This window comes from Alcaligenes sp. NLF5-7 (genome assembly GCF_024266725.1).
Taxonomy (GTDB): domain Bacteria; phylum Pseudomonadota; class Gammaproteobacteria; order Burkholderiales; family Burkholderiaceae_B; genus Alcaligenes; species Alcaligenes phenolicus.
Map to the genome: position 1 here is coordinate 266,139 of NZ_CP100755.1, position 19,832 is coordinate 285,970.

The following is a 19,832-nucleotide window of genomic DNA, read 5'->3' on the forward strand; positions in this document are numbered from 1 at the left end:
GAAGATTGAACAACGTCTATATTTTTGAGAACTTTCGTTGAACATAATTTGTTCTGTTGCAATCACAACCCGTGTATTGTCATCACAAGGCGACTAATCGTCTTGCGTTTATTAGACAACACACCTTCGTTGTGCTTCTTCCTAATTGTTAAAGAGCAATTCGTGGGTTGCATAACCCAACGAGCAGTATTCTTGAAAAAGAACACTCTTCGTTGAATCTAGCGCCAGGTCAACCGTTGTTGGCCTGTGCCCTATACTCTGTCATGAACCTTGCTGTATCGACAACCAACCACAAAAGCGGTGGTGGAGGATGACGGGATCGAACCGACGACCCCCTGCTTGCAAAGCAGGTGCTCTCCCAGCTGAGCTAATCCCCCGAGGTAATCGTTGGTGGGTCAAGTTGGAATCGAACCAACGACCCCCGCCTTATCAAGACGGTGCTCTAACCGACTGAGCTACTGACCCATCTATCACCAGTGGGCGATACCTTCAATGGTCATGACATTAACTAACAGCCAATAAGTGTGGACGCTTTCGCTTTGCGAGCCATTCGCTCTAAAAGGAGGTGATCCAGCCGCACCTTCCGATACGGCTACCTTGTTACGACTTCACCCCAGTCATGAATCCCACCGTGGTAAGCGCCCTCCTTGCGGTTAGGCTACCTACTTCTGGTGAAACCCACTCCCATGGTGTGACGGGCGGTGTGTACAAGACCCGGGAACGTATTCACCGCGACATTCTGATCCGCGATTACTAGCGATTCCGACTTCACGCAGTCGAGTTGCAGACTGCGATCCGGACTACGATCGGGTTTCTGAGATTGGCTCCCCCTCGCGGGTTGGCGACCCTCTGTCCCGACCATTGTATGACGTGTGAAGCCCTACCCATAAGGGCCATGAGGACTTGACGTCATCCCCACCTTCCTCCGGTTTGTCACCGGCAGTCTCATTAGAGTGCTCTTGCGTAGCAACTAATGACAAGGGTTGCGCTCGTTGCGGGACTTAACCCAACATCTCACGACACGAGCTGACGACAGCCATGCAGCACCTGTGTTCCGGTTCTCTTGCGAGCACGGCCAAATCTCTTCGGCTTTCCAGACATGTCAAGGGTAGGTAAGGTTTTTCGCGTTGCATCGAATTAATCCACATCATCCACCGCTTGTGCGGGTCCCCGTCAATTCCTTTGAGTTTTAATCTTGCGACCGTACTCCCCAGGCGGTCAACTTCACGCGTTAGCTGCGCTACTAAGGCCTAACGGCCCCAACAGCTAGTTGACATCGTTTAGGGCGTGGACTACCAGGGTATCTAATCCTGTTTGCTCCCCACGCTTTCGTGTCTGAGCGTCAGTATTATCCCAGGGGGCTGCCTTCGCCATCGGTATTCCTCCACATATCTACGCATTTCACTGCTACACGTGGAATTCTACCCCCCTCTGACATACTCTAGCTCGGCAGTTAAAAATGCAGTTCCAAGGTTGAGCCCTGGGATTTCACATCTTTCTTTCCGAACCGCCTACACACGCTTTACGCCCAGTAATTCCGATTAACGCTTGCACCCTACGTATTACCGCGGCTGCTGGCACGTAGTTAGCCGGTGCTTATTCTGCAGATACCGTCAGCAGTATCCCGTATTAGGGGATACCTTTTCTTCTCTGCCAAAAGTACTTTACAACCCGAAGGCCTTCATCATACACGCGGGATGGCTGGATCAGGGTTTCCCCCATTGTCCAAAATTCCCCACTGCTGCCTCCCGTAGGAGTCTGGGCCGTGTCTCAGTCCCAGTGTGGCTGGTCGTCCTCTCAAACCAGCTACGGATCGTTGCCTTGGTGAGCCTTTACCCCACCAACTAGCTAATCCGATATCGGCCGCTCCAATAGTGAGAGGTCTTGCGATCCCCCCCTTTCCCCCGTAGGGCGTATGCGGTATTAGCCACTCTTTCGAGTAGTTATCCCCCGCTACTGGGCACGTTCCGATATATTACTCACCCGTCCGCCACTCGCCGCCAAGAGAGCAAGCTCTCTCGCGCTGCCGTTCGACTTGCATGTGTAAAGCATCCCGCTAGCGTTCAATCTGAGCCAGGATCAAACTCTTCAGTTTAATCTCTGTGGTTGTCCCGTCTTGCGACGAGACCGATTGTGTCTCAAAGAAAAATTCAGAGTTACACAAGGTAATTCTTCATCTTTCGTTTGTGAGCACTTGATACAAACTTGTGGCGATCCCCGAAGGGTTCGACTCGCTCATTCCAAGCGCCCACACTTATCGGCTGTTAATTGTTAAAGAGCAGTGACAGTTGCCTGTCGTTCTACTGACTAACCCGGCTGGCTCGTCGCGCTTAGCGCTTCGTACCTTACTGTGTTAGCAGCAGAGAAACGAGATTATGAAGCAGATCAGGCAGTGTGTCAAGCGTTTTTTTGAAGAAGTTAGAAAGTTTTAAAACCGTCTAACTCGTCCCGCTTAAACCAGAACTTTCGTTCTTTCTTACCTGCTGAACAATCAACCGTGAGGTTAACTATCCAACTTCACAAACAAGGGTAAATTCTCAAAACCGTTTCAACCTGCAAAACCGCTTAAAAACTTAACGTTGCGTTCTCTGGAGCAGAACCTAGAACTTTAACACAGAATTTTCTGATTTGTCAAGCTCCGGGTTTTACACCCTGTCAGTTTCCTGACCAGTCATTCAAGCTTCGGTGCGGGCCTCTTGGCCAAGGCGGTGAAACTTGTCTAACTGCTCTCTGCGGCGCTTCGGGGAAAACCCTGTGTGTGCTGCAGCGAGAAAAGAACTATAGCACGAGTATTTTCCGCTTTGCAAGCGTTCTATGGGATTTTCCTAGGTATTTCAGGAGAGAAAACTCCGTAAAACGATGTAGCTGATTGATAACTATGAAGAATAACTATAAAAATAATTTTTAGCTTATTTCGACTTTTTGCCTTCAGGCAGGAGGCTTCAAGCTTCTTCAGAGCAAAACACGAACAGACAGCTATTTTCCTCACGGAAATTCGTTAAATCATCTCCCCCATTCTCTGACAACTCCTCCCTCTATCCTCTTCTATATAGATAGAAGAAAAACTCCCTCCAAAGAACAGTCGCCAGTCGATGGGTTGGTTGGTTGGTTGGTTGGTTGGTTGGTTGGTTGGTTGGTTGGTTGCTGGATGGATAGATGGCGGACAAAAGAACGGCCACACGAACACTGCATCGGCCCTGTGCCTTCAACCAACAGTGTCTATATAGAGATAGATAACGAGTTGAATGGCCTCCAAGATCGAGCATTATGCAGGGCTGCTAGCCACTCGGGGCCCCGGGACCGGGTGTTGGGGCGAGTCAGAGTACTTGCCGCAGTCGGAGTCACAATCGGGGATGCAAGCAGTCTGCTGTTTGAGCCCAAAGTTTGTGATTGGTCCGGGGGACCAATCACTGGGCGAGTTCAGACTGCGCCCCGATTGTGACTCCGACAAGGGGACCGGCGCATTGCGCCGGCAAGTAGTCCGCCCCAACACCCGGTCCCGGGGCCTCGAGTGGCGACCTACATAAAGCAACTGGAACCATAAACGCCTCCAAGCAGTCTCCCAAACAAAGACAAGCGAAGCATTCATCCTCCCTAAACTCTCTATATAGTCATAAAGGCATAGCAGCCTCACCGACTTGGCCCTACACTAGCCCGGAACAGATATTCCTGAGCGAAATTACTATGCATGAAGACATCCTGATTAACGTCACTCCGTTTGAAACCCGTGTTGCCCTGGTCGAGCAAGGTGCTGTCCAGGAAATTCATATCGAGCGCAGCATCCAACGCGGTTATGTGGGGAACGTCTATCTGGGAAAAGTGGCGCGGGTTTTGCCCGGCATGCAAAGTGCCTTTATTGATATTGGCCTGGAACGCGCGGCGTTTATCCATGTCGCGGACTTACGCCAGAATCGCACCGAGCGTAATCAGGGTAGTCCCACCACGCCGATTGAAAAGCTCTTGTACGAAGGTCAGTCTCTATTAGTACAAGTCATCAAGGATCCATTGGGTACCAAGGGTGCTCGTGTATCAACACAAATCAGTATTGCGGGCCGCATGTTGGTGTATCTGCCTTTTGATCCTCATATTGGCGTATCGCAACGGATTGGTTCGGATGCAGACAGGATCGAGCTGCGCGAGCGTGTCAGTCGTCTTATGCCCAAGGATGAGAAAGGCGGTTTCATCGTACGGACTCAGGCCGAATGCGCGACGGATGAAGAGATCAGTGCAGACCAGCAGTATCTGCGTACTTTGTGGACACGTATTCAGGAACGTATCCGCGAGCAAGGCGCCCCCTCTGTGCTTTATACGGACTTGAGCCTGGCGCAACGTGTTTTACGCGATATGGTGACGCCCAACACCCAATCCATCATCGTGGACTCACGCACCGTGGTGCAGGAGATGAAGGAATGGGCACAAATTTACACGCCCTCGGTGCTGGAGCGCATCAGTCATCACAAAGGCAGTCGCGCTCTGTTTGATACAGCCCATGTGGATGAAGAAATCAATCGCGCCCTGTCGCGTCGGGTGGATTTGAAGTCCGGCGGCTATTTGATTATCGATCAGACCGAAGCACTCACTACGGTGGATGTGAATACCGGCGGTTTCGTCGGTGGTCGCAACTTTGACGACACGATCTTCAAAACAAACCTGGAAGCAGCGATTGCCCTGGCCCGCCAACTGCGTCTGCGCAATCTGGGTGGCATCATCATCCTGGACTTTATTGATATGGACGACCCGGCTCACCGGGAGTCTGTCTTGCAAGAGCTGCAAAAAGCGCTGGCCAAAGACCGCACCCGTGTGACGATCAATGGTTTCAGTCAGTTAGGTCTGGTGGAAATGACGCGCAAACGTACGCGTGACTCTTTAGCACACCAACTATGCGAGCCCTGCCCCACTTGCCAGTCGCGCGGCTCGGTACGCACGGCCCGCACCGTCTGCTATGAAATCTTGCGCGAGGTCCTGCGCGAAGCCAAACAATTCAATCCCAAGGAATTTCGTATTTTGGCGGCTCAGGAAGTCGTGGATCTGTTTCTGGAAGAAGAAAGCCAGCACCTGGCCGTGGCGGGCGACTTTATTGGCAAGCCCATTTCCCTGGAGGTAGATCCACACTACTCCCAGGAACAGTACGACATTATTTTGCTGTAATTGGTCAGCATTGGGGTTGGCTGGGTAGCCAATCCCCTGCATTAGCTCTTGTACGGCAAGGTCTGCGGCCTGCTCGGACACGCTCCTACACACGCAAAGCTCAGACACAGATACAAGCAAACCAGCAAACATCTTCTGGCACGCGGCAACTAGCAGCAGAAAAACACGCCCCGGCTTATTCGCTAATCTGATGGCGGATGATATGAAAGCCCTCTGACTCCTGAGGTGCCACAAAGTAAGAGCTGAACAAATCAAACTGCGCTTCGGTCGTCTCAAAGGGATGCTCACCACTGGCATTACGGGCATGCAAACGTGCCTTGCACAGTTTGTCAGCCACATCCAGATAATGCAGTTCATGAGCCACTGCCGATTTTTCAATCAGCTCCCGCGCCCAAGCGCGTGTTGCCAGGGTATTGGACGGAAAATCCAGCACTACAGACACTCCGGCCTGCAACAAAGCAGCAATATGCGGTGCCATGGCCGCCCGCAACTGCGCTGAACAGCGCGCGTAATCTTCCAAAGACGCAATTTGACCGGGGTATACGTTAGCCAGCCAAACGTCTTCGCTGATTAGTACGGTCTTGGGCTGCTCGGACAGCTTTTTAGCAAAGGTGGATTTACCCGCCGCTATCTTGCCGCAAATCAGATAAAGCATCGCTGCTGTCGAGGCTATCTGTCTGGCTTGGGGTGTAGAGGCAAGATCCATAATCATCTCTATTCATTGAGAGGGACTAAAAACAATAAACCCGCCTGAAAAAGCGGGTCACGAGCAGGACAGACTTGTCCTGCGATCAGGGCGCCTCATGTGCTGAGCGAGCTGCCCAGCACAAAGCTTGGACACTTACAGCGGCGCAACCGGAACAAAATCATCCTCGGGCAGCACTTCTTTTGGTGCATCGTCCGGGTTGCACACACCTGGAGCACGAATTGAAGTGAAGATCTCCTGAATCTCTCGCTTCACATCAGCGCGGTAAGCGTAAACCTTTGCGTCTACCCAACCCTTTTGCATCATGGTCAGATCGATCAGGATACTTTTATCCCAGCCCGCCCCCGGTTCCAGTTCGTAGCGCAAAGTGCCGTAGCTGGCCTGGCGCTCATCCATTTTGAAAACCGCTGCTTTGCCACACTCGGCCTGATGCTTGAACAAGGCACGCTGAATACCCACAAAGTCCGTATTAATGCGGCGCTCCGTCTTGAAATAGCTGGGACGACGCAAATCCTGTTCTCGCAGTTCCGCACCCTGCTTGGCACACCCTGCCAACACAGCCAGCCCGGCCAGCGCAAGAATGATTTTCTTCATGATGTTCCTTATCGTGCAGCCCCAGGCTGCTTATTCGTTGAACTGAAACTGCATTTGGTAGAAACCGGCGTACACACCGTTGCGGGCCAGCAATTCGTCGTGACGGCCCTGCTCAATAATCCGCCCTTCGTCCAGCACCAGGATTTGATCCGCATTTTGTACGGTAGACAGACGATGCGCAATCACCAAGGTACTGCGGCCCTTCATCAAGGTCTCCAGCGACATCTGAACCTGACGCTCGGACTCATTATCCAGAGCCGAGGTGGCCTCATCCAGAATCAGAATGGGAGCATTTTTAATCAAGGCACGGGCGATGGCCAGACGCTGACGCTGGCCACCAGACAGGGAATTGGCATTCTCGCCCACCATCGTATCCAGACCTTGTGGCAAGCCTTCCACGAACTCGCGCAGATTGGCTGCCTCCAGCGCTTCCCAGATACGCTCCGGCGTAACATCGGCTCCCGCACCATAGGCCACGTTTTGACCAATCGTCGCCTCAAACAGCACCACATCCTGGCTGACCAAAGAAATCTGGCTACGCAAGCTACGCAAGGTCAGCTCTTCCGAGGGAATGCCGTCTACCCGCACTTGCCCACTGCTAGGAATCAAGAAACGCGGCAACATATTGGCCAGTGTGGTCTTGCCACTACCGGAACGACCAACCAGGGCAATAGTCTGGCCGGGCTGCACCGCAAAACTGACCTCGGACAAGGTATCGCGATGCGCGTTGGGGAAACGATGTGACACCGAGTCGAACTCGATATGACCATGCACAGGCTGCGTGAACTCTCGAGTCCCGGTATCGGGCTCCGGGTCCTGGTCAACCAGCTTGAAGACACTTTCTGCCGCCACCAGCATGCGCTGCATCGTGCCGGTGATATTGGTCAAACGCTTGATAGGGTCAAAAATCTGTCCCAGGGCAGCCATGAAAGCAGCAAAGCTACCGATAGTCAGCGTGCCGGTATTAGCCTGGTAAAGAGCGACAAAAATCACTCCGGCCACGGCAATCGACACAAACAACTGTGTGATGGGCGACAAAGCGGCATCCGCAGAAGCTGCACGCATGGCGAAGCGGCGCAGGCGCGCATTCACATACATGAAACGGGTGTTTTCGCGCTCGTAGCCATCAAACAGCTTGATGACACGTTGGGCATCGATAGCTTCACTGACCACACGAGTCAGCTCAGCATTCATGTTCACGGTATCGCGGTTGATGCGGCGCAGGCGACGCGACACCAGTTTGGCCACAAAGACCGAGGCGGGCATGACCAGAAACACGATCACGGTCAATTGCCAGGACATGTAAAGCAGAACGCCCAACAAGGCGATCACGGTCAAGGTTTCACGCACTACGACGGTGACCACCTCGGTGGCCACGCCAGTCATGGTGCCGGCATCAATCGTGAAGCGGTTCAGCAAACGGCCAGTATCCCCTTGCTTGAACTCCGAATCGGACAATCCCAGCAAGCGGGAGAACATGTCACCACGTAAAGTCAGCAACATTTTGTTGGCGATCCAGGCAAACAAATAAGAACTGCCGTAACTGGTCACGCCGCGCACAAACATCAGCCCGATCACCGCCAGCGGGATGGACCACATGTAATCAGGATTGGCACCCGTAAAGCCATCATCCAGCAAAGGCTTCATGATCACCGCCAGCACTGGCTGGGTAGCTGAGGAGATGCTGACCAGGATCAGCGCCAGCACCGCCACCTTCCAATAAGGCAGCAAACGGCTATAAATGCGCTTCCAGAGATCGGATTTGACAGGATCGTGCCCAGCAGGCTTGATTTTGGTTTCTATGGCGTTGGACAACGAGGACACCCTATATACTATCTAATTGTGTTTATTCTAACGCTCATTGCCTGAGTCGAGCGCCTCCGCACTTGTTGGTTCTGCCTAGTTGTCCTGTTCATGTCTGATCCCTCTGCCCTTTATTTACGATTGCCTAATTGGCTAGGCGATGTATGCATGAGCCTGCCGTGTTTACAGGCTCTGCTGGATACCGGTTTGCCCGTCGTGGTTTGCGCCCGTCCCTGGGCCCGCGAACTGCTGTCGGCTTACCCCTTGCATGGCTTCATCCCCATGAGCAGCCACTGGCACCAGGATGCCAAGGCCATACGCCGTTATCGTCGCCAGCACGGCCATCGCCAAGCGTATGGCCTGCTGCTGCCCGATTCGCTGAGCAGTGCCCTCAGCTTCAAACTGGCAGGTCTGCCAGCCTGCGGTTACCGGGACGATGGCCGTAGCCTTTTATTACGATGGCCGTTAAATAAGCCGCAAAAGCAGTTGCATGCGGTGCAATCCTGGTTCTATATTGTTCAGCAGGCTTTGGCGCTGTGGAAATTGAACCCGGCGCCTGAACAAGCCCCAGCCACCCTGGATTTGACGCTCAGCCCCCTGCAACGGCAAGAAGGCGACAACAGTCTGCGCCAAGCCGCCCTGCGCCCCGGTGACTATATTCTGATCGCCCCTACCGCAACGGGACTGCACAAAGGCCGCGTCAAAGTCTGGCCGTATTTCGACCAACTGACCCGCCATCTGCAAGCCCAAGGCAAAACCGTCATTATGTGCCCCCCGCCCAACGAGCATGAGGCTGCCCTGCAAAATGCGCCCAGCGCACGTTGCCTGCCGCCCCTGCCTTTAGGAGCGTTTGCGCGGCTTTGCCAACAGGCGCAGTGGGTTATTTGCAATGACTCTGGCGTCTCCCATGTCGCGGCAGCCATCAAGGCCCAGCAGCTGACCTTATGTGGCGTCACCAACCCTGAAGACACCGGTCCCTGGTCGCCACGGGCGATTTGCCTGGGGCGCGATGGCCAATGGCCAACGCTGGACGAGGTGGTGCAAGTGCTGGAGTCAGAGCGGGAGCACCCATGAATGTATCGAGCATCCTGACCAGCCTGGTCATTCCGCTGAATTTGTTTGCCGCCCTACTACTTGTGGCGGTGCTGCTCTTTATCTTGCGCCTGCGCAAAACCGCCGCCGCTCTGGCCTTGGCCGGACTGCTCTGGACCGGCGCCTGGTCCCTGCCTGCCACCAGTCTGTATGCGGGCGGTTATCTGGAAAAAATGTATCCCTATCAGCCGGCTGAGCAGGTAACGCAAGCCGATGCCATTGTGGTTCTGGGCGGCCACACCGCTCAAAACCGCAGCAATTGGTTCTTGCCCCAAACAGCACAGAAAACATCGGCGCGGGTAGAACGAGCGGCCGATCTGTATAAAGCGGGCCGTGCACCTTACATTGTCTTGTCGGGAGCCGCGCTGGACGGCGGCATCAGTGAAGCCAAGGTCATGGCCAACACCCTGACTAATCTGGATGTGCCCGCCTCGGCCACACTGATGGAAAACGAAAGCCTGACCACCCAGCAAAATGGTGCATACACCGCCCTGCTACTGCAAGAAAAGCAGGCCAAGAAAGTCTTGTTGGTAACCTCTGCCCTGCACATGCCACGCGCCATGGCAATTTTCCGCAAGCAAGGGGTCGATGTCATTGCGGCTGGTGCCGCCCCACAGCTAACGGTTCCGAACAGCCCCGAGTTTTCCATGTGGAAACCCAATCTGATGGCCTTGCAATCCAGCCGCTCCATCATCAAGGAATATGTCGGGATTCTGGTGTACTGGTCCCGAGGCTGGGCATGATTTGCCGTTCTGAATGTGGGGCCTGCTGTATCGCCCCCTCTATCTCCAGTCCTATCCCCGGCATGCCCCACGGCAAGCCTGCGGGTGTGCCTTGCGTTCAGCTGGACGAACAGCTACGTTGTCGGATTTTTGGCCAACCCGAACGCCCTGCCTGTTGCTCGGGCTTGCAAGCCTCTTCGGAAATGTGTGGGGAAAAGCGGGAAGATGCCTTGATTTGGCTGACGGAGCTGGAAACACTCACGGCTCCGTCCCTCAACAACTAGGCATAAAAAAAGCGTTCTGAAATACACTCAGAACGCTTTTTGCTACAGGCTTGGCCTGCACCTGACTTTATAGCGCCCGCGCCTTCAAATAGGCCTGATAGGTATCCACCGAAAAACGCTGCGCATCAAAACGGTTTTCTGCGCGCTGCCTGGCACGCTTGCCCACGGTATGCAAGCAGTACTTCTGACATAACATGTCTCGGACATGCGCCTCAATGGCTGCCACGTCTCCACAAGGCACCACCCAACCCTCATGCAAATGCTCGATGCTTTCCGGTAGACCACCCGCATTGGAGATCAAGACGGGCAGCCCCAAAGCCAAGGATTCGTAGCACGCGTACGAGGCCGACTCTTTGTATGAAAGCACAAACCCCACATCACAGGCAGCCAGGATCGACCGCACATCCTTAACCAAGCCGGGGAAAACCAATTGCTCGGCACAGCCCAAAGCCTGCACTTGCTCCCGAACAGCCTCCACAGGCGGATCACCTGCTACCACAATCCGAACGCGCTGCTTGAGTTCCGGCTCCAGACGGGACACTGCTTCAACCAGCAGCAGCCAACCTTTTTCCAGATCCGTGCCACCCACTGAGCCCAGCACCAAACTGTTCTCTGCCAAATCAGCGCCGAAAAGTGCTTGGCGTGCAGCCTGCTTTTCCTGCGCGGAAACCGGGGAATAATGCTCCAAGTCCAGACCGTGATAAATCCGTTCAACGTTGCAACGCCGATAATCGGAATTGGCGAGTTGGCGGGCAACATAATCGCTGACAGCAATGCAAAGATCAGTCCCAAAGCGCGCCCGCAAACGGTTACCCATGCTGTGTAGGCGCTTGGTATTGTGTTTGGTCCAGATAATAACGGGAGGATTCGACAAGGTTTTGCAGGCGATCATGACATGACGATGATCGGTACTGCCATTGCAATGCACGATATCGAAGGCTTCGCGCTGCAAAAAACGGCGCAGGTTCCAGATTTCCGACAAGGCCGTCCCGATACGGGCGGTATACAGGCCTGGCAACACTCTTACCCCGGGTATCTGCGACGCTTCCCGATACAGTCGGCCCGTTGCCGGTGCCGCCAGAGTGAATTCACACTGATGGGCCAAACCGCGCAACAAACCCAGAATATAGGTGACATGGCCACCGCCATTACCATGGTGAATATCAGTGATCAGGACCTTCAAAACTCGCTCCGTCAGCGGCTGTGAATGACAGACAAATACTCAGATCGAGCATCTACAGGCCACAAAGTGTATCCGCTATTGCGTAAGCTGAACAATGACTGAACAGCAGTTTTGACGATTTAATCTCGGTAAAAGAGAAAACCTGGCTGCACCTGCCTTTAATCTTGGCGGCGAAGCAACACTTTTTGATACAGGTCCTGATAGCGAGTCGCGACGGCAGGCCAGCTGAATTGAACCAATAACTCACGCGAGTTCTCGATCAGATTCCTGGCCATGGCCGGGTCCTTGCTGATTTTCTCAATCGCCCGAGCCAGTTCCTGAGCATCCTCCGGATGGCTGAGCAGCAATGCGTGATAGCCGCCCTGCACATATTGGGCAAAGCCGCACCATGGAGCCGGGCTCAGGACAACCGGCAAGCCATAGGACATGGCTTCCAGCGGTGCCATGCCAAAGCTGTCATTCAGGGTGGGATGCACGTAGATATCGGCAGCGCGATAAAAAGGTTCGACGTTAGAGGTTTCACCCTGCAGGATAACGCGATCCTGCATATTCAGAGTCTGAAGCTGCTGGCGTATCTGGTCACGCAAACCCGGTTTTCCGCCCACCACCAGCAATCGATAATGAGAAGGCAGTTTCGCCAAGGCTTCCAGCACCGTATTCAAGCCTTTACGCAGCGGATTACGAGCCACCAACAGGCAGACAACCTGATCGTTCGCAAAACCCAAAGACTCGCGAACCTGGGTGCGCTCCTGGCCTTGGGCATCGGCTTGCGGCAAGGCCACACCGGGAGCAATGACGGGATAGTCGTGCACGCTGCCATAGGCTTGCTGCAATTGTTCGGCAATCAGGCCCGAAACGGCGACTACGGCATGAGGACCAGGGCGCAAACGGCGTTTTTCCAAACCCAGATACCCCCAGACCCTCGGGCTGAAGTAGGAGCCCAGTTTTTTCAATAAAGGCAAAGGCCGCACGCGCCAGTTAAACCGCACGGGGGTGACATGCACTACTTCCACGTCCCCGCACCAGCCGTTCATGTGCGAGTGCACAATATCAAAACCTTGCGCCGTGGCCTTGGCGGCCTGACGGGCAAACAGAATGCCGCGTATCCAGCCCGGCCAATGCGACCAATGTCGAATAGGCACATAGGCCAGCTTCAAATCACAGCGACTGTCATATTCGCGCGCAAACACGGTGATTTCGTGTTTTTCGGCCAGCTCGCGCATCAGTTCCACCCCATACGCTTCAGCGCCGCCAAAGCGGTTACCGAAACGGTCGACCACAAAAGCGATGCGCAGGCGCTCGGGAATCGCAGCGGGAGTGTCGCGGGTTTGATCTGAGCTCATGAGCGGGAAACCGTACGACGCTTGTCTTCCAGGCGTGTCACGCACTTTTGCACGAAGCGCAAAATATTGGTGGAACGCGAGACCGTCACACGGGGCAAGTCAAACAAATCATCGTCTGAACGGGCCAGACCGCGATTGGTCGTGGTGGCATTCAGATAACCAGCCTGACGCACCTGCTCACGAATAGCCTGATTCTGATCGCCATAGGGATAGCAAAACGCGCTGACTTCCACTTGCAGCACGTCTTGCAGCTCCGCCTTGGATTGCACGATCTGGTAATGGGCGATTTCCGAGGACACATCGGTCAGATGCACATGGTCCAGCGTATGCGAACCGGCTTCGTGACCGGCGTTCACCCAGGCGCGCAGTTCTGGCAAGGACATCAGACCGGAATGCGGCACTCCTTTGGGTTGGTCCCAGAAGTTCGAACCGTCCAGATGCCGCGCCACAATGTAATTGGTCGCCGTAAAGCCCAATTCATCCAGCACCGGCATGGCGTTCTGAAAGACGTTACGGTAGCCATCATCAAAGCTGATTCCCACAACCTTGCCCTGCTTTTCACCCCGCAGGTACGGCATCAGTTGCGCCATGGATAAACCACGGTAACCCAAGCGCTTGAGCCAAGTCATCTGGCGCCGAAAATCAGTAGGATGCACGGTCAAACCACGGTAAGGCGAGCCCTTGGGAGCAGGCACCCCAACCTGGTGGTACATAAGAATCGGAATCATAGGCGGCATTATAAGGGGCTAATCAGACTTCTGACGGGTGTAATACCACAGCTTACTATATCGAAACAGGCTGCCAGAAGCGGCCATACACGCCAGAATGAAGCCTTGCGGGCCATCCAGAAATCCCCGTCGAACAATATAGTGACGCACGAAGGTCCAGCTGGCATGGCCAGCAATGCCCGGCAGGCTGGTGGTCTTGCCCTTGGCCTGCATTTGACGGGCCGCATCCGAGGAATAACGGTTGATCTTGTCGATAAAGACTTCAAGGCTGGCGTAGGGGTAATGCAGAAAATGCCCATCCAAGACCAGGACTGGATGCTCGGTCTGCACGCTTTCATGGACTTTGGCGTCGTTAAAACGGGCTGTACCACGCTTGAACAGTCGTAATACCCGGTCTGGCCACCAACCGCTATGGCGCATCCAGCGGCCAGCGAACTCTGACAGGCGGGCAATCCGGTAAGCCGTACCACGCGGCTGGATCATTTCCTGCTGAATCAGTTGTGCAAGCTCGGGCGTAACACGCTCGTCCGCGTCAATGGACAGCACCCACTCGCCCGTGGCCTGATCCAGTGCCCGATTCTTCTGCGGCCCAAAGCCGGGCCAATCCGGGGTGACTGTAACGTTCGCCCCCATGGAACGGGCGATCTCCACCGTCTCATCCGTACTGCCCGAGTCCACCACAATAATCTCGTCCGCAAAGGCAACGGATTCCAGGCAGGCACGAATATGCGCCTGCTCGTTTTTCGTAATCAGGATAACGGACAGGCGCTTGCCAGAACTCGACGCGGCGCTTTGCCCTACTTCTGTCGTTGACGACGACGCCATGCTTTCCACCTGTTGAAAATCGGACCGATCACGGGATGTACCGCAACATTCAGCCTGCGTCCTACCGATACGCCCGTCGTGTCACGCACGGCGAAACGATAAATGTGCAAAGGATCGCTACCAGGCTGGTTGGAGCCGAAGGCGCGCGTTGTATACAGATAGCGGAAACCGGCTTGCTGGGCGACCTGCACATAATCAGGATCAAAATAGCCTTGCGGCCAACACAGCTGGTCAGAGACCATACCCATATTGGCCTTCAAGGTCTGACGGGATTGCTCCAGTTCCCAACGCATCTTGTCGTTCTTTTGATCGCGCTGTTCGCTCAGGTCCCAGCGAGTATGGGTATGAGTATGACTGTGGAACTCGAACACACCATCAGCCTGCATGGCGTGGATTTCACTCCAGCGCAAAATCACCTCGTCGCTACGGCCTTGCTCGATACGCGCTTCACATTCACGATGATCCGGGCATTCGGGCACGTCCTGACCCTGGCCCAGATAAGGGCGCACAGGCCCCTCATTGATCCAGCTTGTCACCAGGAAAATCACGGCATTGAAGCCATATTTTTTCAACAAGGGATAAGCGTAGACCCAGTTATCCAGGTAGCCGTCATCAAAGGTAATCAGTACCGATTTGGGTGGTACGCCCTGCCCTTGCAGATGGCCTACAAATTGCTCGGTTGTCAGGCTGGTCCAGCCGTTTTTCTTCAACCATTGCAAATGCTGCTCGAAATGCTCGGGACTGGCATTGATCATGCCCCCTTCCGGGGTGACATGGTGGTACATCATGACGGGCACAGTACTTGCCACTTTCATCCCTGAAGCTCCTTTAACCAAGCATAATAAGCGCCTTCCAGCCGGTCGCCCATGGCAACCGGGGTAAAGCGCTCGTCGCTACGACAAAACAGGCGCCCTGCGGCTCCCATTTCCTGACGCAACTCCGTGCTCCGGATCATTTTTTCCAAGGCGGCACGCCACTGCTCCGGGTCGTGCAAATCCGCCAGCAAACCGCTGCGGCCTTCTTGCATCATCTCCGGGACCCCGCCAACGCGGCTGCCCAGCACAGGAATGCCGGCGCTTCCAGCCTCTACAAAAACAGTGCCCGACGCTTCCATATGGGTCGCCAAGGCAAAAATATCCAGATTGGGCAGAATCGAGGGCACATCTGCACGAGCGCCCAGCATATGAATCCGCCCTTGCAGCCCCAGTTCCGCGATCAAGGCCTGCAACTGTTCATAGCCCGGAGAGCCGCCCCCCACCAGCACCAAGTGCAATTGAGGGTAGCGATCAAATAAAGGCTGCATGGCGGCGATCAGTTCATGATGGCCTTTTTCGCGCCGCAATACGGCAACGCAACCTACCAGCAAGGTATCAGACGCCAAACCCAACTGGGCACGCAAATCCAGGAGGGGCGCTGAATCAATCACGCTGGGATCGACACAGGGATAGACCACCCGAACATGCCCAGGTTTCACGCCCCGCTCGATCAGGTGATCGCGCACATAATCGCTGGGCGTAATCACCCGTTTGGGCACGATGGTGTAAGACATCAAGGAGCCCACTTTCTTGGCCAGATGGCGCGTACGCACAATCAAGGGGGTTCCCGCCAGGCGCCCGGCCACACCGGCCAGCATGGTGTCACGGCGGCTATGGCTGTTCAGCACATCAAACTGACCTTGGCGCAAGACCCGACGCAACTGGCGCACACCGCGCATGTAATTGGCCGGGCCATCCATCAACAGGGTATGAACCACAAAACCCTCGTCGCGCAGGCGCTCGGTCAACTGGGCGTGGGGTTGGCAGGCGGCCTCCACCTGATGCCCCCTTTCGCGCAAGATGCGCATGGCTCGCAGGATGTAGTTTTCCTGACCACCAAAGCTGGTGGCAGCTTCCGAGTGCAGAATGCGCAAGGGCCTCATCGGTAGCTGATCTCCACCTCGCGCGTGGCGTCCCAGCCTTCCAGCTGCTCCAGCAAGGAATCCGCCAGACGAACACGCCACTGCGGGCCCAACTGCACCACGCACTCATAATCAGGACGCAGCAGCTGTACCTCGACCGGCACTCCGCCCTGCTCCTGGGCACGATGTGGCGCCAGCAGAGTTTGCAGACGCTGCGCGTCAGCATTGTTGTTCAGGGCGATGCTCAGGCAACTGGCACGGGCTTCACGGGCCAGCTGCAAGTCAAAAATAGCATCAGCATTGATACGCAAGCCGCCGGTGTAATCGTCGTTGCTGACCTTGCCCTGGATGATGATCAACTGGTCTTCTTTCAGGCGCTGGCGATGCTCTTCAAACAGCTCATTGAAGATGGCCACTTCCAGCTGCGCCGAGCCGTCATCCAGCATGGCGTAAAGCATCTTGCCGCGACGTGTCATGCGTACACGCACCGCTGACAGCACACCGGCAAACCACTGCGGACTGCGCGACGCTTCCAGACGTGCCAACGGTGTCGGTGCAAAACGGCGGACCTCATCACGCCAGGCGTCAAACAAATGGCCGCTGAAGTAAAAGCCCAGTGCCGTCTTTTCCTGACGCAAGCGATCTTGCAGGCTCCAGGGAGCCACTTTCGCAACCTCGCCTTCCACAATATCGTTAGAGTCGTCATCAAACAGCGAAGACTGGTTGGCGCTACGTTCGGCCTGTTCGGCAGCTTCGGTAGCGGCACCGATACTGGCCAGCAAAGCGGCGCGGTTTTCATCAATCGTGTCAAAAGCGCCGGCACGCACCAAGGCTTCAATGGTGCGCTTGTTCACCTGATGGCGGTCTACACGACGGCAGAAATCAAACAGGCTGGTGAAAGGACCGCCTTGCTTGCGAGCATCCACAATTGCTTCAACCGCAGCCTGACCGGTCCCCTTCACGGCGCCCAGACCGTAGCGCATGGTGCGTGGCGGCAAGCCTTTTTCCGTATAGCTGTCCTGCACAGGCTCAAAGCGATAGTTGGACGCATTGATATCTGGCGGCAAGACTTCCACGCCGTTGGCCAGCGCGTCTTTCCAGAAAATCTGGACCTTGTCGGTATCGTCCATATCGGACAACAAAGTCGCGGCCAGGAACTCGGCCGGATGGTGGGCTTTGAGCCAGGCCGTCTGATAGGCAATGAGAGCATAAGCAGCGGAGTGACTCTTGTTAAAGCCATAGCCCGCAAACTTTTCCATCAGGTCAAACAGCTTGACCGCCAATTCAGGGTCGTGGCCTTTCTTGACCGCCCCTTCCTCAAACAGAACCCGGTGCTTGGCCATCTCCTCGGGCTTTTTCTTGCCCATGGCACGGCGCAGCAAGTCGGCGCCACCCAGCGAGTAGCCACCGATAATCTGCGAGATCAGCATCACCTGTTCCTGGTAGACGATGACCCCGTAGGTGCTGCTCAAGGTGCTTTCCAGATCCGGGTGGAAGTAATCGACCTCGGCTCGACCGTGTTTACGGTTCACGAAGTCCACCACCATGCCCGACTCCAGCGGCCCCGGACGATACAGGGCCAGCATGGCGATAATGTCTTCAAAAGTGGAAGGCCGCAGACTGCGCAGCAGCTCCTTCATCCCACGCGATTCCAGCTGGAACACCGCTGTCGTATTACCTTCGCACAACAGCTTGTAGGAGGCGTCGTCATCCAGTGGCAAGGCCATGATGTCGAACTCGCGCTTGTCCGCATTGAACTGGCGTACATAGCGCACGGCCCAGTCCAGAATCGTCAGGTTACGCAGCCCCAGAAAGTCGAACTTGACCAGGCCGGCAGCCTCCACGTCGTCCTTGTCGTATTGCGACACGGCGTTGGCGTCCGGGCCAGACTGGGCATACAGCGGGCAAAAATCGATCAATTTGCCGGGTGCAATCAAGACCCCCCCGGCGTGCATGCCCACACTACGGGTCAGGCCTTCCAAGGGACGGGCCAGATCGATCAGGGCTTTGACTTCCTCGTCGTTCTCGTAACGCTCGCGAAAGGCCGGCTCATCGGCCAGCGCACGTTCCAGCGTCCAGGGATCGGCGGGGTTGAAAGGAATCAGTTTGGACAAGCCATCGCACAGGCTGTAAGGCAATTCCAGCACACGGCCTACGTCGCGCACCACGGCTTTTGCGCCCAGAGTACCGAACGTGGCGATCTGGCTGACGGCCTGACGGCCATATTTCTGTTTAACGTAATCAATAACACGTTCGCGGTTGTCCTGACAAAAGTCCACGTCAAAGTCAGGCATGGATACCCGCTCGGGGTTCAGGAAACGTTCGAACAGCAAGTCATAGCGCAAGGGATCCAGATCAGTAATCCCCATGCTGTAAGCCACCAGGGAACCCGCCCCCGAACCCCGGCCCGGCCCTACGGGCACGCCATTGTGCTTGCCCCAGTTAATGAAGTCCGCCACGATCAGGAAGTAGCCGGGAAAGCCCATGGAAATAATGGTGTTGCACTCCCACATCAAACGCTCTTCGTAGGTGGGGCGTTGCTTCTCGCGCTCCTCGGGGTCGGCATACAGCTGCTTCAAGCGGATTTCCAGACCATCTTTGGCCTGCTGAATCAGGAAGTCGCCCAGCGACATGCCATCGGGCGTGGGAAAATCGGGCAGATAGGGTTTGCCCAGTTCCAGCTCCAGGTTGCAACGCTTGGCAATTTCCAACGTGTTTTCCAGCGCAGCAGGAACGTCCGCAAAGCGCTGCTGCATTTCGTCCGAGCTTAGAAAATATTGCTCTTGCGTAAAACGCTTCACACGCTTGGGATTGGCCAACTGCTCGCCTTCGGCAATACATACCCGCACCTCATGCGCGCGGAAATCGTCGGGTGCAATAAATTGAATCGGGTGCGTCGCTACCACGGGCAGGTCCAGCTCCGCGGCCAAGCGCATGGCAGCTTGTACATACAGCTCGTCGCCGTCCGCACCGCTGCGTTGCAACTCAATATAGAAAGCGCCCGGGAACAGACTGTCCCAGTGGCGGGCGCAATCACGGGCCAAATCTAGATTGCCATCGGCCAGAGCCTGGCCTACATCACCCATACGAGCACCGGACAAGGCAATCAAGCCACTACATTCTTTCAGCCAGGCGCGCTGTACCTCTGCCCGCCCCTTGTACTGGTTGCCCAGCCAGGCGCGGGTCAGAATGTCACACAGGCTCAAGTAACCGGCCTCGTTTTGCACCAGCAATAACAAGCGCGACGGTTTTTCGCGGTCTTCCTCGTTTTGCAGCCAGATATCACAGCCCATGATGGCTTTCAGCCCGGCTTTACGCGCCGAGGTATAGAACTTGATCTGTCCAAACAAGTTGCACAAGTCCGTCAAAGCCAGTGCAGGCTGCCCATAGGCCTGCGCTTTCTTGATCATTTCGGGAATACGGGCGATGCCGTCCACCACGGAGAACTCCGAGTGGGATCGCAAATGGACAAAGGAAGGGGTGGTTTCGCTCATGATGGAATTGTAC

Annotated in this window: 15 protein-coding genes, 2 tRNA genes, 1 rRNA gene and 1 pseudogene; 4 read left to right on the forward strand and 15 right to left on the reverse strand. The window is 55.3% G+C overall.

The annotated features are described in order from the left end of the window. Positions 1-301 precede the first annotated feature (301 nt). The 5 genes and pseudogenes from MID00_RS01315 to MID00_RS20640 form a co-directional block, all read right to left on the reverse strand. A tRNA-Ala gene (locus MID00_RS01315) sits at positions 302-377 on the reverse strand. An 11-nt stretch (positions 378-388) separates the two neighbouring features. After that, a tRNA-Ile gene (locus tag MID00_RS01320) sits at positions 389-465 on the reverse strand. 93 nt (positions 466-558) lie between these two features. Continuing rightward, positions 559-2,095: ribosomal RNA gene (locus tag MID00_RS01325) — 16S ribosomal RNA — on the reverse strand. Between the two features lie 950 nt (positions 2,096-3,045). Then, positions 3,046-3,150, reverse strand: a complete 105-nt coding sequence (locus MID00_RS20635) for a PT domain-containing protein (protein ID WP_368044561.1) — start codon at positions 3,148-3,150, stop codon at positions 3,046-3,048. Next, positions 3,117-3,266, reverse strand: a pseudogene (locus MID00_RS20640) (hypothetical protein); the annotation flags it as partial. The gene MID00_RS20635 and the pseudogene MID00_RS20640, both read right to left, overlap by 34 nt. 418 nt (positions 3,267-3,684) lie before the next feature. Here MID00_RS20640 and rng point away from each other — a divergent pair. Beyond that, positions 3,685-5,148: a ribonuclease G gene (gene rng / locus MID00_RS01330; protein WP_009461688.1), complete on the forward strand. Its 1,464-nt coding sequence runs from the start codon at positions 3,685-3,687 to the stop codon at positions 5,146-5,148. Positions 5,149-5,323: 175 nt separating this feature from the next. Here rng and MID00_RS01335 read toward each other — a convergent pair whose 3' ends face one another. The 3 genes from MID00_RS01335 to msbA all read right to left on the reverse strand — a co-directional run bounded on the left by MID00_RS01335 (position 5,324) and on the right by msbA (position 8,263). Continuing rightward, positions 5,324-5,854: an ATP-binding protein gene (locus MID00_RS01335; RefSeq protein WP_254499567.1), complete on the reverse strand. Its 531-nt coding sequence runs from the start codon at positions 5,852-5,854 to the stop codon at positions 5,324-5,326. Between the two features lie 135 nt (positions 5,855-5,989). Continuing rightward, positions 5,990-6,448: a hypothetical protein gene (locus MID00_RS01340; protein WP_009461686.1), complete on the reverse strand. Its 459-nt coding sequence runs from the start codon at positions 6,446-6,448 to the stop codon at positions 5,990-5,992. Positions 6,449-6,478: 30 nt separating this feature from the next. Further along, positions 6,479-8,263, reverse strand: coding sequence for a lipid A export permease/ATP-binding protein MsbA (msbA, locus tag MID00_RS01345; protein WP_031233031.1), 1,785 nt, complete (start codon positions 8,261-8,263; stop codon positions 6,479-6,481). 156 nt (positions 8,264-8,419) lie between these two features. Between msbA and MID00_RS01350 the strand changes: the two genes are divergently transcribed. Genes MID00_RS01350 through MID00_RS01360 form a run of 3 tightly spaced genes read left to right on the forward strand, consistent with a single transcriptional unit; the run spans position 8,420 to position 10,349 of the window. Beyond that, positions 8,420-9,325, forward strand: coding sequence for a glycosyltransferase family 9 protein (locus MID00_RS01350; protein ID WP_035270695.1), 906 nt, complete (start codon positions 8,420-8,422; stop codon positions 9,323-9,325). Beyond that, positions 9,322-10,086: a YdcF family protein gene (locus MID00_RS01355; protein WP_254499568.1), complete on the forward strand. Its 765-nt coding sequence runs from the start codon at positions 9,322-9,324 to the stop codon at positions 10,084-10,086. Before MID00_RS01350 ends, MID00_RS01355 begins: the two co-directional genes overlap by 4 nt. Next, positions 10,083-10,349, forward strand: a complete 267-nt coding sequence (locus tag MID00_RS01360; RefSeq protein WP_254499569.1) for a YkgJ family cysteine cluster protein — start codon at positions 10,083-10,085, stop codon at positions 10,347-10,349. Before MID00_RS01355 ends, MID00_RS01360 begins: the two co-directional genes overlap by 4 nt. A 67-nt stretch (positions 10,350-10,416) precedes the next feature. On the opposite strand, the gene MID00_RS01365 is transcribed toward MID00_RS01360, so the two are convergent. The 7 genes from MID00_RS01365 to dnaE all read right to left on the reverse strand — a co-directional run bounded on the left by MID00_RS01365 (position 10,417) and on the right by dnaE (position 19,819). Further along, entirely contained in the window at positions 10,417-11,532 is a 1,116-nt protein-coding gene (locus MID00_RS01365; RefSeq protein WP_083053965.1) for a glycosyltransferase family 4 protein, read from the reverse strand. 158 nt (positions 11,533-11,690) lie between these two features. Then, positions 11,691-12,875 carry a glycosyltransferase family 4 protein gene (locus tag MID00_RS01370; RefSeq protein ID WP_009461674.1) on the reverse strand — a complete coding sequence of 395 codons (1,185 nt, stop codon included), beginning with the start codon at positions 12,873-12,875 and terminating at the stop codon, positions 11,691-11,693. Continuing rightward, on the reverse strand, positions 12,872-13,612 hold the full coding sequence (locus MID00_RS01375; protein ID WP_170978585.1) for a polysaccharide deacetylase family protein: 741 nt from the start codon (positions 13,610-13,612) through the stop codon (positions 12,872-12,874). Before MID00_RS01375 ends, MID00_RS01370 begins: the two co-directional genes overlap by 4 nt. Positions 13,613-13,621: 9 nt before the next feature. After that, entirely contained in the window at positions 13,622-14,428 is an 807-nt protein-coding gene (locus MID00_RS01380; protein ID WP_203144974.1) for a glycosyltransferase family 2 protein, read from the reverse strand. After that, positions 14,401-15,243, reverse strand: coding sequence for a polysaccharide deacetylase family protein (locus MID00_RS01385; protein WP_022983576.1), 843 nt, complete (start codon positions 15,241-15,243; stop codon positions 14,401-14,403). The genes MID00_RS01380 and MID00_RS01385 overlap by 28 nt, the downstream gene beginning before the upstream one ends. After that, a complete protein-coding gene (locus tag MID00_RS01390; protein WP_083053968.1) occupies positions 15,240-16,346 on the reverse strand; it encodes a glycosyltransferase family 4 protein in 1,107 nt (368 codons plus the stop codon). Before MID00_RS01390 ends, MID00_RS01385 begins: the two co-directional genes overlap by 4 nt. Continuing rightward, positions 16,343-19,819 (reverse strand): DNA polymerase III subunit alpha, encoded by a 3,477-nt coding sequence (gene dnaE, locus MID00_RS01395; protein WP_254499570.1) that lies wholly within the window; start codon positions 19,817-19,819, stop codon positions 16,343-16,345. Before dnaE ends, MID00_RS01390 begins: the two co-directional genes overlap by 4 nt. Positions 19,820-19,832 lie beyond the last annotated feature (13 nt).

Coding starts and splice junctions, on each gene's coding strand:
- rng (WP_009461688.1), top strand. CDS start 3,685: ATGCATGAAGACATCCTGATTAACGTCACTCCGTTTGAAACCCGTGTT.
- MID00_RS01335 (WP_254499567.1), bottom strand. CDS start 5,854: ATGGATCTTGCCTCTACACCCCAAGCCAGACAGATAGCCTCGACAGCA.
- MID00_RS01340 (WP_009461686.1), bottom strand. CDS start 6,448: ATGAAGAAAATCATTCTTGCGCTGGCCGGGCTGGCTGTGTTGGCAGGG.
- MID00_RS01350 (WP_035270695.1), top strand. CDS start 8,420: ATGAGCCTGCCGTGTTTACAGGCTCTGCTGGATACCGGTTTGCCCGTC.
- MID00_RS01355 (WP_254499568.1), top strand. CDS start 9,322: ATGAATGTATCGAGCATCCTGACCAGCCTGGTCATTCCGCTGAATTTG.
- MID00_RS01360 (WP_254499569.1), top strand. CDS start 10,083: ATGATTTGCCGTTCTGAATGTGGGGCCTGCTGTATCGCCCCCTCTATC.
- MID00_RS01370 (WP_009461674.1), bottom strand. CDS start 12,875: ATGAGCTCAGATCAAACCCGCGACACTCCCGCTGCGATTCCCGAGCGC.
- MID00_RS01375 (WP_170978585.1), bottom strand. CDS start 13,612: ATGCCGCCTATGATTCCGATTCTTATGTACCACCAGGTTGGGGTGCCT.
- MID00_RS01380 (WP_203144974.1), bottom strand. CDS start 14,428: ATGGCGTCGTCGTCAACGACAGAAGTAGGGCAAAGCGCCGCGTCGAGT.
- MID00_RS01385 (WP_022983576.1), bottom strand. CDS start 15,243: ATGAAAGTGGCAAGTACTGTGCCCGTCATGATGTACCACCATGTCACC.
- MID00_RS01390 (WP_083053968.1), bottom strand. CDS start 16,346: ATGAGGCCCTTGCGCATTCTGCACTCGGAAGCTGCCACCAGCTTTGGT.
- dnaE (WP_254499570.1), bottom strand. CDS start 19,819: ATGAGCGAAACCACCCCTTCCTTTGTCCATTTGCGATCCCACTCGGAG.